Raw genomic sequence first — 13951 nt, forward strand, 5'->3', positions numbered from 1 at the left:
GGCCTCTTAGAGTCTCTCTCGCTCAGTCGTCTTCGTTGTCGCCGAAGTCCGGGCGGACGTCCCGGGCGGCCATGATCTCGTCGTTCGAGGTGCCGGCGGCGACCATCGGCCACACCATGGCGTCCTCGTGGACGATGAAGTCGATCACGACGGGGCGGTCGTTGATCGAGTTCGCCTCCTCGATGACCTTGTCGAGGTCCTCGGGGCGCTCGCAGCGGATCGAGTAGCAGCCCATGGCCTCGGACAGCTTCACGAAGTCCGGGACGCGCGTGCCCTTGTTGGGCGGGGTGTCGCCGTCCGGGCCCGCGTGGAGCACGGTGTTCGAGTAGCGCTGGTTGTAGAACAGGGTCTGCCACTGGCGGACCATCCCGAGCGCGCCGTTGTTGATGACGGCGACCTTGATCGGGATGTTGTTCAGGGCGCAGGTGGTGAGCTCCTGATTGGTCATCTGGAAGCAGCCGTCGCCGTCGATCGCCCAGACCGGCTTGTCCGGCGCGCCGGCCTTGGCGCCCATCGCGGCGGGGACCGCGTAGCCCATGGTCCCGGCGCCGCCCGAGTTCAGCCAGGTGGCCGGGCGCTCGTACTTGATGAAGTGCGCGGCCCACATCTGGTGCTGGCCGACGCCCGCGGCGAAGATCGTGTCGGCCGGGGCGAGCTGGCCGATCCGCTCGATGACCTGCTGCGGGGACAGCGAGCCGTCCGCCGGCTGGTCGTAGCCGAGCGGGTAGGTGTCGCGCCAGCGGGACAGGTCCTTCCACCAGGCGCTGTAGTCGCCCTTGTGGCCGTCCGCGTGCTCCTTCTGGACCGCCTGGATCAGGTCGGCGATGACCTCGCGGGCGTCACCGACGATCGGCACGTCGGCCTCGCGGTTCTTGCCGATCTCCGCGGGGTCGATGTCGGCGTGGACGATCTTGGCGAAGGGGGCGAAGCTGTCCAGCTTGCCGGTGACGCGGTCGTCGAAGCGGGCTCCGAGGGCGACGATCAGGTCGGCCTTCTGCAGCGCGGTGACGGCGGTGACCGCACCGTGCATGCCCGGCATTCCCACGTGCAGCGGGTGGCTGTCGGGGAACGCGCCGAGCGCCATCAGGGTGGTGGTGACGGGCGCTTCGGTGAGCTCGGCGAGGACCTTGAGCTCCTGGGTGGCGTTGGCCTTGAGGACACCGCCGCCCACGTAGAGGACGGGCCGCTTCGCACCCGTGATCAGCTTCGCGGCCTCGCGGATCTGCTTGGCGTGCGGCTTGGTCACCGGGCGGTAGCCGGGCAGGTCGGTCTGCGGCGGCCACGTGAAGGTCGTCTGCGCCTGCAGCGCGTCCTTCGCGATGTCGACGAGGACGGGGCCCGGACGGCCGGTCGAGGCGATGTGGAACGCCTCGGCGATCGTCTTGGGGATGTCCTCGGCCTTGGTGACCAGGAAGTTGTGCTTGGTGATCGGCATGGTGATGCCGACGATGTCCGCCTCCTGGAAGGCGTCCGTACCGATCGCCTTGGAGGCGACCTGGCCGGTGATCGCGACGATCGGCACCGAGTCGAGGTGCGCGTCGGCGATCGGGGTGACCAGGTTGGTGGCGCCGGGACCCGAAGTCGCCATGCACACACCGACCTTGCCGGTGGCCTGCGCGTAGCCGACGGCCGCGTGGCCCGCACCCTGCTCGTGCCGCACGAGGATGTGGCGGACCCGCGTGGAGTCCATCATCGGGTCGTACGCGGGAAGGATCGCACCGCCGGGAATGCCGAATACGGTGTCGGCCCCGACCTCCTCAAGCGAGCGAATGAGGGACTTCGCACCCGTGACGTGCTCGACGGGGGCGGACTGCTGTCCTCCGGAACGGGGCCGCGGCTGCGGATGGTGGGCCCCGGTGGCCTGCTCGGTCATCGGCTTCTCTTCTCGATGCTGAGGGTTTTTGCGAGGGTTGTGCGGGTTTCTTACACAGTGCGGTGCGGGGTGCGACGGTTCCGAATCGGCACTGGTGCAACAAAAAACCCCTCGTGCCGTGAGGCAAGCGAGGGGAGCGCGCCGGATACGGTCGCTGGGGATTCCGGTGTTCGGACCGGTGGGTCCCAGCTTCAGCCGACGCGCTTTCCAAGTACGAGAATTCGGGTGCGCATGGCATTGACCTTCCCCCCGGCGCGCCATATGTGTCAAGTAGGTGGGACGGGGGTCTCATTATGTGAACGGGACGCCGGTACACCCGCGAACACGGGCTCGGCGGGACCGGCCGGGACCGGGTACTCCCCCGAGGCCAGCGCGCGGCGCAGCCGGTACTCGTCGAGCGGCCCCGAGAAAGCCATGCCCTGCCCGTGGGTGCAGCCCATCGCCCGCAGCGCGACAACCTGCTCGGGCAGGTCGACCCCGTCCGCCACGGAGGCCAGGCCGAGGTCCCCGGCGATCCGCAGCAGCCCGCTGGTGATCTTGTGCAGCCGCGCGGACTCGACGACGCCCTCCACGAGCGAGCGGTCGAGCTTGAGCATGTCGACGGGGAGTCTGCGCAGCGCCGTGATGGCCGCGTAGCCGCTGCCGAAGCCGTCGAGGGCGATCCGGACCCCGAGCCGGCGCAGGCCCGTCAGACGCCGCTCCAGCTCGTCCAGGGGCACTCTGGGGTCGCTGTCGGCCAGCTCGATGACGAGCGCCCCGGAGGGCAGCCCGTGCCGGGTCAGGAGGGCCTCCACGGAGCCGAGCGGCATCGACCGGTCCAGGAGGCGGCGGGCGCCGATCCGGACGACGACCGGGGCGGCATGGCCGCTGCGGCCGCGCTCGGCGGCCTGCGCGACCGCCTCCTCCAGCATCCAGCGGCCCAGCTCGGCCGTCTTCTCGCCGTCCTCGGCGACCCGGAGGAACTCGGCGGGGGTGAAGAGGATGCCCTGCGAGGAGCGCCAGCGGGCCTGTGCGGCGACGGCGGTGATCCGGCCGTCCTCGAGCGACACCACGGGCTGATGCAGCAGCGCGAACTCACCCTCGTGGAGTGCGGAGCGCAGCCTGCCCGCGAGCTCGGCCTTGCGGACGACGTCGGCCTGCATCTGCGGGGCGTACAGCTCGACGCGGCCCTTGCCGGTGGCCTTGGCGCGGTACATCGCGAGGTCCGCGTTGCGCAGGAGCTCGCCCGCGGTGATGTCGGGCTCGGCGAAGGCCACTCCGATGGAGGCGGCCACCCGGACGTCCTGGTGCCCGTCGATCGCGTAGGGCTGGGACAGCGTGACCCTGAGCCGGTCGGCCAGCTCGTAGATGTGCTGCTCCCGCGCGGAGTGGTCCCGTCCGCCGTCGCCGACGATCAGCGCGGCGAACTCGTCGCCGCCGAGCCGGGCCGCGGTGTCCGAGGCACGGACGGAGTCCGCGAGCCGTCGGGCGGCCTGGACGAGCAGCTCGTCGCCCGCCTGGTGGCCGATGGTGTCGTTGACCTGCTTGAAGCCGTCGAGGTCGATGAAGAGCACGGCGGTGCCGCGGTCGCTGGCCCGGCGCCCGGTGAGGGCGAGGCCGACCCGCTTGGTGAACAGTGACCGGTTGGGCAGGTCGGTGAGCGGGTCGTGCTCGGCGTTGTGCTGCAGCTGCGCCTGGAGACGGACCCGCTCGGTCACGTCCCTGCTGTTGAGGATCAGGCCGCCGTGGTGGCGGTTGACCGTCGACTCCACGTTCAGCCAGGCCCCGGCGCCGGAGCGGAAGCGGCACTCGATGCGGGTGGTGGGCTCCTCGACGGCGCTGGCCGCGAGGAAGCGGCGGATCTCGTGCACCACGCGCCCGAGGTCCTCGGGATGGATGATCGAGGCGAGCTCGGAGCCGACGAGGTCGTCGGCCTCCCGCCCGTAGACCCCGGCGGCCGCGGGGCTGACGTAACGGAGGATCCCGTTCGGAGCGGCGATCATGATGACGTCGCTGGAGCCCTGGACGAGCGAGCGGAAGTGGTTCTCCTTCTGGGCCAGCTCCTGGGTCAGCGTGATGTTGTCGAGCAGCATGATGCCCTGGCGCACGACGAGGGCCAGGACGACGGTGCAGGCCGTGAAGAGGACGATCCGGTCGACGCTGTGGCCGCTCAGCACGTTGTAGAGGATGCCCAGCGTGCAGACGGCGGCGGCCAGGTACGGGGTGAGCGCGGCGAGCGAGCCGGACATCGGGCGGGTGTGCCCGAACTGGTACCCCGCGGGGGCGGGCCCCTGCCCCTGGTGCGGCACCCGCGGGCCCGCGCCGTCGCTCTTCCTGTGCCCCACCCAGGGCGCGTGCGCGAGCAGCAGCGAACCGGCGAACCAGCCGGCGTCGAGGATCTCCCCGGAGCGGTAACTGGCGTGCAGGAGCGGCGAGGTGAACAGGGCGTCGCACATCACGGTGAGGGCGAGGGCGCCGATCGCCGTGTTGACCGCCGTGCGGTTGCCGGGCGAGCGGCGGAAGTGCAGGGCGAGGACCATGCTGACGAGAACGATGTCGAGCAGCGGGTACGCGAGCGAGAGCGCGGTGCGGCTGACGCTCTGCCCCTCGGACTCGGCGGTGTGCGCGAGGGCCAGACTCCAGGAGAGTGTGACGAGGGAGCCGGCGATGAGCCAGGCGTCGAGCGCGAGGCAGATCCAGCCGGCCTTGGTCACGGGCCGCTTGGCGAGGACGAGCAGGCCGATGATGGCGGGCGGCGCGAAGCAGAGGAAGAACAGATCGGCGAGGCTCGGGGTGGGCACCTCGATCCGCAGGACGAACTCGTACCAGCCCCACACCCCGTTCCCCAGCGAGGCCATCAGGGAGGAGCAGGCGAAGAGGAGCCAGGCGGGCTTGAAGCGGCTGTGGCGGCTGCGCGCGTAGAGGAAGTTCGACACGGCGGCGGTGGCCGCGGCGAGGCTCAGGCCGAAGTCGCCCATGAACAGGGCCACTCGCTCGGATCCCCAGCCCAGCAGTGATCCCGTGGCGAAGGCCGCGCAGACGAGGGCGAGCGCCAACTGGACACCCATGACGCGGCCGCGCTCCGGGGCGCGGGCCGGGAGCGGTGCGCCGGGGTGCAGTGCGGCGCCCAGCGTGGTCGGCGGCGACGGGTGGGCGGTCACCGGGCCGCCTCGGTCCGTCGGGCCGGGCCGGCGTCCCTCTGACCCGGACCGGGGTGCGGGTGCCGCCGGCGGCCCGTCCGCAGGCTGCCGCGGCACGCAGGCTTCGTGCGGCAGGCCGGACTTCGTCCGTGCACGGGTGTGCTGAAGGGTCGCCGTCGGCGGCCCCGCCGCGTCGGATCGTTCGCCCATAGGCCGTACATCGCCCGTCGCCCCCCTCGCAGTCCGTCACTCGTCCCCGGCGCCGTACGTCGCACGGCGCTGCCCCAGTCGGGACGATACACCAGACTCGTCACTCAGGGACATAGTCTCTCTACTCTCCGTGACGACCAGCGACGATGCGCGCACGGGGCGGAGCCGGGCGGGCGCGGAGCGTGTGCGCCCGACGGCGGGCGGCCGCACGGGAGTTGTCCGTGGGGCCGGTGGTGCTCCGGTCGACCGGTGAGACGGGCGGGGCCGCTCGGGTCGGCCGGGGTCAGCCGGTGGTGAAGACGACGTTCTCGAGCGGCTCCCCCGCCGCGAACCGCGTGAGCTGCGCGGCCATCAGCCGCTTCGCGCGCGGCAGGAAGGCGGACGTGGGTCCGCCCACGTGCGGCGAGACGAGCACTCCCGGAGCCTGCCACAACGGGTGCTCCCGGGGCAGCGGTTCGGGATCGGTGACGTCGAGCGCCGCCGTGATGCGGCCGCTCTCCAGCTCCTTGAGCAGCGCCTCGGTGTCCACGACGGGACCGCGCCCGACGTTGACGAGCAGGGCCCCGTCCTTCATCCGGGACAGGAAGTCCGCGTTCACGAGGCCGCGGGTGTCCTCGGTGAGCGGGGTGACCACGACGACGACGTCGGCCTCGGGGAGCAGGGCGGGCAGGTCGGTGAGCGGGTGCACGGGACCGCGCTCCGTCGTGCGGGCGGAGCGCGCGATGCGCGCCACCCGCGCGACCTCGAAGGGCACGAGCCGGTCCTCGACGGCGGAGCCGATCGCTCCGTAGCCCACGATCAGGACGTTCTTGTCGGCGAGGGCGGGCCGGAATCCGCCGCGCCACTCGCCGCGGTCCTGGCCGCGCACGAAGTCGGGGATCCCGCGCAGCGAGGCGAGGATCAGGGTGAGCGCCAGCTCGGCGGTGCTGGCGTCGTGCACCCCGCGCGCGTTGCACAACTGCACGCCGGGCGGCAGGTGCGGGAGCCCGGCCTGCACGTGGTCGACGCCGGCGGACAGGGTCTGCACGGCCCGGAGCGAGGACATCAGCGGCATGGGACGGGTGCCGACGCCCGGCGGCTTCATGTACGGGACGACGTAGAAGGCGCAGTCCGCGGGGTCGGCGGGAAAGTCCGGTTCACCGTTCCAGTAGCGGTAGTCGAGGCCTTCGGGGAGACCCGGGATCTCGTCGGCGGGGAACGGCAGCCATACATCACCAGTCATGTCAGGAGGCTATGTCAGACGCGTCGGGAGGCAGAGGTTAGGTTGGTGGCCGAAGACAGGGAGGGTCACGGGCAGGTGGAGCGCAAGGCGATCGGCGCGGCGGCGCTCGAGGTGGGTGCTGTCGGACTGGGCTGTATGCCGATGAGCTGGGCGTACACCGGCTCGCGGCAGCGCGGCGAGGAATCCCTGCGGACCGTGCACGCCGCGCTGGACCGGGGATGTTCGCTTCTCGACACCGCCGACATGTACGGGCCGTTCACCAACGAGCTGTTGCTCGGGCGGGTGTTGAAGGAACGGCGGGCGGACGCCTTCGTCTCGACGAAGGTGGGGCTGCTCGTGGGTGAGCAGCACATCGTGGCCAACGGGCGCCCGGGGTACGTCAGGCGGGCGTGCGACGCGTCGCTGCGGCGGCTGCAGACGGACGTGATCGATCTGTACCAGCTGCATCGCGCGGATCCCGAGGTGCCGGTCGAGGAGACCTGGGGCGCGATGGGGGAACTGGTGAGCGCGGGCAAGGTGCGTTCGCTCGGCCTGTGCGCGGTGGGGGCCAGGGCCGCGCGGCGCGGCGGACGGGCCGGGCTGCATGCGGGAACGATCCGCCAACTGGACCGGATCCAGCAGGTGTTCCCGGTGAGCTCGGTGATGGCCGAGCTGTCGGTGTGGTCCACCGAGGCGCTGGAGACGCTGCTGCCGTGGTGCGCGGCGCGGGGCGTCGGGTTCCTCGCGGCGATGCCGCTGGGCAACGGGTTCCTGTCCGGCACGCTGACGCCGGGGCAGGGCTTCGAGCCGGACGACCTGCGGGCCCGGCACCCCCGGTTCACGGCGGAGATGATGGCCGCGAACCAGCCGGTCGTGGCGGGGCTGCGCCGGGTCGCGGCCCGGCACGGAGCGGACGTGACGCCCGCGCAGGTGGCGCTGGCCTGGGTCCTCGCGCAGGGGCCGAACGTGGTGCCGGTGCCGGGGGCCAAGCACGAGCGCTGGGCGGTGGAGAACGCGGCGGCGGCCGGGCTGGTGCTGACGGACGCGGATCTGGCGGAGATCGCCGGCCTGCCGGCCGCGCTGGGATCGTGGGACTGAGTCCGGGAACCGAGTTCGGGAACCTGGACGGCGCGAGCGGTGTATGAACGGTAGAACCGTGGCGACGAAGGGACCTGATCGTGATCGTGCAACGTCAAGCTGTGCGGCCCGCGTTGGCCGGGGCCGCCTGCGCGGCGCTCCTGCTCACGGCCGGCTGCTCGTCCGGGGACGGAGGTCCGAAGCAGGACCGGGGCAGCACGTCGGCCCCGAGCCGCTCGAGCGACGCCGAGAGCACGGCGACGGCAGGTGACGTACCGCCCGCGAAGGGCTCCGTGAAGGTGCTGCGGACCGTGGCCACCGGGCTCGACACGCCCTGGGGCCTGGCCCCGCTGCCCGAGGGCGATCTGCTGGTCTCCTCGCGCGACAAGGGCACGCTCACCCGGGTCGCGCCCGGGACGGGGAAGAAGACGACGGTCGGCTCGGTGCCCGGGGTGGCCCCGGCCGGCGAGGGCGGCCTGCTCGGCATCGCCCTCTCCCCTTCCTACGCCTCGGACCACATGGTCTACGCGTACTTCACGACGGAGTCGGACAACCGCATCGCGCGGATGATCTACGACGAGAAGAAGCCGGCCGGTGAGCAACTGGGCGCTCCGGACACGGTGTTCAGAGGCATCCCCAAGGGGACGAACCACAACGGCGGGCGGATCGCGTTCGGCCCGGACGGCATGCTCTACGTGGGCACGGGCGAGACGTACAAGACCGAGTTGGCGCAGGACAAGAAGTCCACGGGCGGCAAGATCCTGCGCCTGACCCCGGACGGCGAGCCTGCGCCGGGCAACCCGTTCGGGAACTCGCCGGTGTACTCGTACGGGCACCGCAATGTGCAGGGTCTCGCCTGGGACAAGGACAAGCGGATGTGGGCCTCGGAGTTCGGCCAGGACACCTGGGACGAGCTGAACCACATCGTGGCGGGGGGAAACTACGGCTGGCCGGACGCCGAGGGAAAGGCCGGCAAGTCCGGCTACCGGGACCCGATCGCCGAGTGGCACACCGGTGACGCCTCCCCCAGCGGGATCGCCTGGCAGAAGGGGTCGATCTGGATGGCGGGGCTGCGGGGCGAGCGGCTGTGGCGCATCCCGCTGGACGGAGCGAAGGCGGCGCACGAGCCGCAGGCCTTCCTCCAGAAGGAGTACGGGCGGCTGCGCACCGTGGTCGCCGCCGGCGGCGACAAGCTGTGGGTGACCACGAGCAACACGGACGGACGGGGGTCGCCGGGCAAGGAGGACGACCGGATTCTGGAGCTGAGAGTCAGCTGACCTCGGCGTCCGCGTCCCCCGGGTCCGCGCTGTCGGGTCCGTCGGACCGGTCGGCCTGGTCGTCCGCCGTCGCGGGCTCCTCCTGGTGGGGCGGGCGGACGACGACCTTGCCGGAGGAGAGGTCTATCGGGCCGCGGCCCGGGTCCCCGTCGTTCAGGTCGACCCGGGTCAGCTCCAGGCGCTTGCGCTCCTCGTCGGTGTGCCGGCGACTGGGGGCGAACAGGTCCTCGAGCGGGTTGAACACTGCGCCTCCAGAGGGACCGGCCGAGTCTCCCGTCCAGCGTACGGCAGCCGGTCCCAGGCCGGTCAGCCCGCGGCGCGGGGCGGGGCGGCCACGGGGCGGGCGGGGAAGAGCTGCAGCCGGTGGGCCAGGGCGGCCGCCTCGCCGCGGCCGGCGACGCCCAGCTTGGCCAGGATGTTCGAGACGTGGACGCTGGCGGTCTTCGGGGAGATGAAGAGTTCCTCGGCGATCTGGCGGTTGCTGCGGCCGGCGGTGACCAGGCGCAGGACATCGCGTTCGCGGCTGGTGAGGCCGAGCTGGTCGGCGGGGTCGGCCGGGGTGTCCGGGCGGCGCGGGGTGTGGGCGGGGCTCAGGCTCAGGCGGGCGCGCTGGGCGAGGAGGGTGACGGACTCGGTGAGCGGTCGGGCGCCGAGGTGGTCGGCGACGGCGGCGACGAGGCGGAGGAGTTCGGTGGCGCGGTCGCGGTCGTCCTCGGCGGAGCTGCCGGACGCGGCGGCGGAGACGAGGAGAGACTCGGCGAGGCGGTAGCGGACGCGGGCGAGGTCGTAGGGGCGCTCGAGGGGTTCGAAGGCAGTGACGGTGGCGGACCAGTCGTCGGCGGTGTCGCGGCCTTCGGCACGGAGCAGTTCGGCGCGGACCCACTGTTCGTGGGCCTGCCAGACGGGGACGTGGACGGCCTGGGCCTTGGCGGCGTCGCGGATACGGGCGACGGCCTCGGTGCGCTCCGCCTCGGCGGCGGGCAGGCCCCGGGCGTCGGCCTCCGCGGCGGCGGCGGTGCGCAGCAGGGGCCAGAGGTAGCGCTGCATGGAGTGCGGGAGGCCGGCGGTGACGAGCCGGTCGAGTTCGGCGCGGGCGTCGAGGAGGCGGCCCTGGGCGACGGCGAGAGCGAGGGAGAGATGGGTGAGGGGCAGCAGGTACTGCGGCATCGGATCGTGGGTGCCGTAGAGCTCACGGGCCGCTGCCAGGTGGGCGGCGGATTCCTGGAGGGCGCCGCGGGCGAGGGCGAGGGTGGCGAGGTGGAGTCCGGCGGTGGCGCGGGGTTTGTCGCTGACGGCCATGGCGCGGGTGCGCTCGGCGGCGTCGGCGGCCTCGGTCCAGCGGCCGAGGGAGATCAGGGACTCGGCCTTGTTGGCGCGGACCCAGCCCTTGGTGTCGGTGAGGCCGTAGCGGCGGCACTCTGCGATGCCGAGGTCGCAGAGCCGGACGGCTTCGGCGGAGCGGCCGGAGCCTTCGAGGACGGAGGGCAGGTTCACGTTGACGTGGCGGATGCGGGCGATGAGGCCGAGTTCGGCGGAGCGCTCGCGTACGGCGTACATCTCGGTGAAGCCCTCTTCGATGTCGCCGGCGTCGACGAGGAGGCCGCCGAGGACGAGGCGGGCGTTGAGTTCGATCTCCTCGGCGCCGACCATGCGGGCGTACTCGACGGCGCGCTCGGCGGCGGCGAGGGCTTCGGCGCCGGGGTTGTGGAGCATGCCCCAGGAGGCGGCGTAGGTGAGCACCTCCGCGTGCACGGCGGACGGCGGCAGGCCGCGGACCAGCTCCTGCGCGGTGGCGATCTCGTCCCAGCCGTCGCTGCGGCCGAGGGTGGAGGTGAGGCTGCTGCGCTGGATCCAGAACCAGGCGGCGCGCAGCGGGTCGCCGCCGCCCGGGGTGCGCGCGGCGTCCTCCAGGATGCGGATGGCGCGCTTGGCGATCTTGAGTGCGGGTTCGCGTTCGCCGCAGAGGCGGCCGGCGACGGCGGCCTCGGCCATGAGGTCAAGGTAGCCGAGCGGGGTCTTCGCGGGGTCGCAGCCGCAGGCGAGGTACTCGTCGACGTAGTCGGCCAGGCGCAGGCGGTCGCGGATCTCCTGGGGTGCGCCGTCCCAGAGTTCCATCGCCCTTTCCAGGAGCCGCAGTTGCTCGGCGTAGGCGTGGCGGCGCTGGGCCTCGACGGAGGCGTCGAGCACGGCGGGCAGCGCCTTGGCCGGGTCGTGCGCGTGGTACCAGTAGGCGGCCAGGCGCATCACGCGGGCGTCGGCGGGCACGAGGGCCGGTTCGGCCTCCAGGGCTTCGGCGTAGCGGCGGTTGATGCGGGAGCGCTCGCCGGGGAGCAGGTCGTCGCTGACGGCCTCGCGGACGAGGGAGTGCCGGAAGCGGTATCCGTCGCCGTCGGGCGAGGCGGTGAGGATGTTGGCGCCGACGGCGGAGCGCAGGGCCTCGATGAGTTCGTCCTCGCCGAGCCGGGCGACGGCGGCGAGCAGCGCGTACTCGACGGTGGAGCCGCCTTCGGCGCAGATCCGGGCGATGCCCTGGGCGGGCTCGGGGAGGGACTCGACGCGGACGAGGAGGATGTCGCGCAGGGAGTCGGTGAGGCCGGTGGCGCAGCCCTGGGCGGCGGAGACGGCGAGTTCCTCGACGAAGAAGGCGTTGCCGTCGGAGCGGCGGAAGATGTCGTCGACGACGGAGCGCTGGGGTTCGTCGGCGATGATCCCGGCGATCTGGCGGGCGACCTCGGCGCGGTTGAGCCGGCCGAGTTCGATGCGGGTGACGGTGCGCAGCCGGTCGAGTTCGGCGAGCAGGGGGCGCAGCGGGTGACGGCGGTGCACGTCGTCGGAGCGGTAGGTGGCGACGACGACGAGGCGGCCGCCGCGCAGGGTGCGGAAGAGGTAGGAGAGGAGGTGCCGGGTGGAGGCGTCGGCCCAGTGCAGGTCTTCGAGGATGACGAGGACGGTGCGGTCGGCGGCGACGCGTTCGAGGAGGCGGACGGTGAGTTCGAAGAGGCGGGCGGTGGCCGTCTCGTCCCCGTGGCCGTCGCGTCCGCGCGGCTCGGCGGCGGGTCCGCCGGCGGCGCCCGGGCCGGCCGGGCGGTCGGCCAACTCGGGCAGGACTCTGGCCAGTTCGTCCTCGCGTCCCGCGGCGGCGGCGTCGACCTCGTCGGGCAGGGCGCGGCGCAGGGCGCGCAGTGCGGTGGAGAACGCGGCGAACGGGAGGCCGTCGGCGCCGATCTCGACGCAGCCGCCGGTGACGACGACGGCGCCGGTGCGGCAGGCGCCGGCGGCGAACTCCTCGACGAGCCGGGTCTTGCCGACCCCGGCCTCGCCGCCGAGCAGCAGGGCCTGGGGTTCGCCGGCGGCGGCGCGGGTCAGGGCGGTGTCGAGTGTGCCGAGTTCGTCGGCACGGCCGACGAACACCGGGCTGACGGATCGGGTCTCCACAGCGCCGAGCATCGCACATTGATCCGGGACGAGGGCAAGGGTTTTCGGGCTGCCGGGCCCGGCCGGGGGCCGGGGTGCCGGGTTCATGCGGTGCGGGGTGCCCGGTGGCGGCGGGGGCTGTCGGTACTGCCCGGTACCTCGGTGCTCACCCGCCCTCCGGCCCCGTGGCTCACGGAGCCGCGGCCCGCGCGCTCGGCTCGCTCGGCGCGGGCGGCCCGTGCGGCGGCGCGGGCCCGGCGGTACTCGTCGGCCTCGCGGCGGAGTTCGACGGCGCGCTGCTGGTGGATCTCGTACTCGAACACGGTGTCTCCCCGGTGCTTTCGGTGGTTTCTCGCGGAGTGCTTTCCGCGATGCCTCCACTTTCGTCGCCCAGAGGGGTGCGCCACATCGGGAGAGTGCCGCATCTGGGACGCGGCGGGGGCCTTAGGCGGCGCGCTCGGGGGAGGTGCGCGGTGCCTAAGGCCCCCTGGGGGTGCTCAGGTCAGCTCAGGCCGGGGGTACCGAAGATCAGGTCGGTGTACTTGGCCACGGCCAGGATCAGGCCGATCACGCCGAGGGAGACCCCGGCCCAGGCCGCGGACTTGATCCAGGCGGCCTGGGGGCGGCCGGGTGCGCCGAACGCGGGGCGGGCCAGGACGACGACGGCGACGACCAGGGCGAGGAGGGCGAAGAATCCGCCGACGGCGGCGGTGGCGTGCCAGCCGTCGGTGTAGCCCTCCTTGACCTGGGCGGCGACGCCGGGGTTCGCGTTCGTGGAGAGGTTCAGCTGGCCGGTGAGCGTCTCGCGGGCGGAGACGATCGTGCCGATCCAGCTGCCGGACAGGGAGAGGAAGCCGAGGGCGGCGGAGACGATGGCGGCGGCGCCCTGGCCCACGCCGGCCGACTCCGGCGCGGTCACGTCACCGGAATCGGCGAGCTCGTCAGCGGCCTCCTCGGCGTCGTCCTCGGCGTGCGCCTCGCCCTCGTCCCGCGCTTCGTCCCGCGCCTCGGCACGGGTATCGGCATCGGCCCCGGCAGGGGCAGCGGCATCGGCCTCCCCGCCGGTCCCGGCCGCCGCCTCGGCCAGGGCCTCGTCCTCGGCCGGGGTGGGGGCGGCCGGCTGCGCGTCCGTCTTCGTGTTCGCATCCGTCTTCGTAGTCATGGTGCGCACCGTACGGACGGAGTCTGAGAGGGGGCTTAACGCGCGAGGAGGGCGGCGCGGGCGCTCGGCCACTCCCGGGCGAGCAGGGACCAGAACTCCAGGTCGTGGCGGACGCCGCGCCAGGGTGCGGCCTCGCGGCGGACGCCCTCGCGGGTGAAGCCGAGGCGGCGGGCGACGTTCAGGCTCGGCACGTTCCCGGAGGCAGCGATCCATTCGACGCGGTGCATACCGCGCCCGTCGAAGAGCCAGTCGATCATCGGGAGCATGGCTCGGGTGACGAGGCCGCGTCCGGTGGCGGAGGGCTCCAGCCAGCAGCCGACCTCGGCGTTGCCGCGCTCGGCGTCGACGTTGAGGGTGAGGACACCGCCGACGAGGGTGTCGTCGACCCAGATGCCGTGCAGGGCGCCGGTGTCGGCGGCGCGCATGTCGGCGTAGCGCTGGAGGGCGGCCCGGGCGGAGTCGACGTCGGTGGCGGTGGAGCCGAAGGGGATGAACTGGCCGATGAACTCGCGGCCCCGCTCGATGTGGGCCAGGAACTCCTCGGCGCGCCAGGGCTCCAGCGGCCTCAGCCGGGCGGTCTCGTCGAGCGCGATCTCGTACATCGGTGGCCTCCGTCGC

The 13951-nt window shown here is 72.9% G+C and carries 10 protein-coding genes; 2 read left to right on the forward strand and 8 right to left on the reverse strand.

Annotated features, from left to right (window positions below; translation table 11 throughout):
- Positions 1 to 22: 22 nt before the first annotated feature.
- The 3 genes from IAG42_RS10255 to IAG42_RS10265 form a co-directional block, all read right to left on the reverse strand.
- The gene (locus IAG42_RS10255) at positions 23 to 1873 is read right to left on the reverse strand and encodes an acetolactate synthase large subunit (protein WP_188336714.1); all 1851 of its coding nucleotides are present in this window, start codon (positions 1871 to 1873) and stop codon (positions 23 to 25) included.
- Between the two features lie 266 nt (positions 1874 to 2139).
- Complete coding sequence (locus IAG42_RS10260) at positions 2140 to 4920, reverse strand: putative bifunctional diguanylate cyclase/phosphodiesterase (RefSeq protein WP_394811280.1); 2781 nt, start codon at positions 4918 to 4920, stop codon at positions 2140 to 2142.
- Positions 4921 to 5485: 565 nt separating this feature from the next.
- Positions 5486 to 6424, reverse strand: coding sequence for a 2-hydroxyacid dehydrogenase (locus IAG42_RS10265; protein ID WP_188336716.1), 939 nt, complete (start codon positions 6422 to 6424; stop codon positions 5486 to 5488).
- A gap of 75 nt (positions 6425 to 6499) precedes the next feature.
- Here IAG42_RS10265 and IAG42_RS10270 point away from each other — a divergent pair, with 75 nt between their 5' ends.
- Positions 6500 to 7501: an aldo/keto reductase gene (locus IAG42_RS10270; protein ID WP_188341291.1), complete on the forward strand. Its 1002-nt coding sequence runs from the start codon at positions 6500 to 6502 to the stop codon at positions 7499 to 7501.
- 86 nt (positions 7502 to 7587) lie between these two features.
- Positions 7588 to 8757 (forward strand): PQQ-dependent sugar dehydrogenase, encoded by a 1170-nt coding sequence (locus IAG42_RS10275; RefSeq protein WP_188341292.1) that lies wholly within the window; start codon positions 7588 to 7590, stop codon positions 8755 to 8757.
- Here IAG42_RS10275 and IAG42_RS10280 read toward each other — a convergent pair.
- The 5 genes from IAG42_RS10280 to IAG42_RS10300 all read right to left on the reverse strand — a co-directional run bounded on the left by IAG42_RS10280 (position 8750) and on the right by IAG42_RS10300 (position 13935).
- Entirely contained in the window at positions 8750 to 9001 is a 252-nt protein-coding gene (locus tag IAG42_RS10280) for a DUF6191 domain-containing protein (protein WP_188336717.1), read from the reverse strand. The genes IAG42_RS10275 and IAG42_RS10280 overlap by 8 nt on opposite strands.
- Positions 9002 to 9063: 62 nt before the next feature.
- Positions 9064 to 12204 (reverse strand): helix-turn-helix transcriptional regulator, encoded by a 3141-nt coding sequence (locus IAG42_RS10285; RefSeq protein WP_188336718.1) that lies wholly within the window; start codon positions 12202 to 12204, stop codon positions 9064 to 9066.
- Between the two features lie 71 nt (positions 12205 to 12275).
- Entirely contained in the window at positions 12276 to 12494 is a 219-nt protein-coding gene (locus tag IAG42_RS10290; protein ID WP_188336719.1) for a hypothetical protein, read from the reverse strand.
- Between the two features lie 179 nt (positions 12495 to 12673).
- Entirely contained in the window at positions 12674 to 13333 is a 660-nt protein-coding gene (locus IAG42_RS10295) for a hypothetical protein (protein WP_188336720.1), read from the reverse strand.
- Between the two features lie 35 nt (positions 13334 to 13368).
- Complete coding sequence (locus IAG42_RS10300; protein ID WP_188336721.1) at positions 13369 to 13935, reverse strand: GNAT family N-acetyltransferase; 567 nt, start codon at positions 13933 to 13935, stop codon at positions 13369 to 13371.
- Between the last annotated feature and the right edge of the window lie 16 nt (positions 13936 to 13951).

Origin of the sequence: Streptomyces xanthii (assembly GCF_014621695.1) — a bacterium.
Classification (GTDB): Bacteria; Actinomycetota; Actinomycetes; order Streptomycetales; family Streptomycetaceae; genus Streptomyces; species Streptomyces xanthii.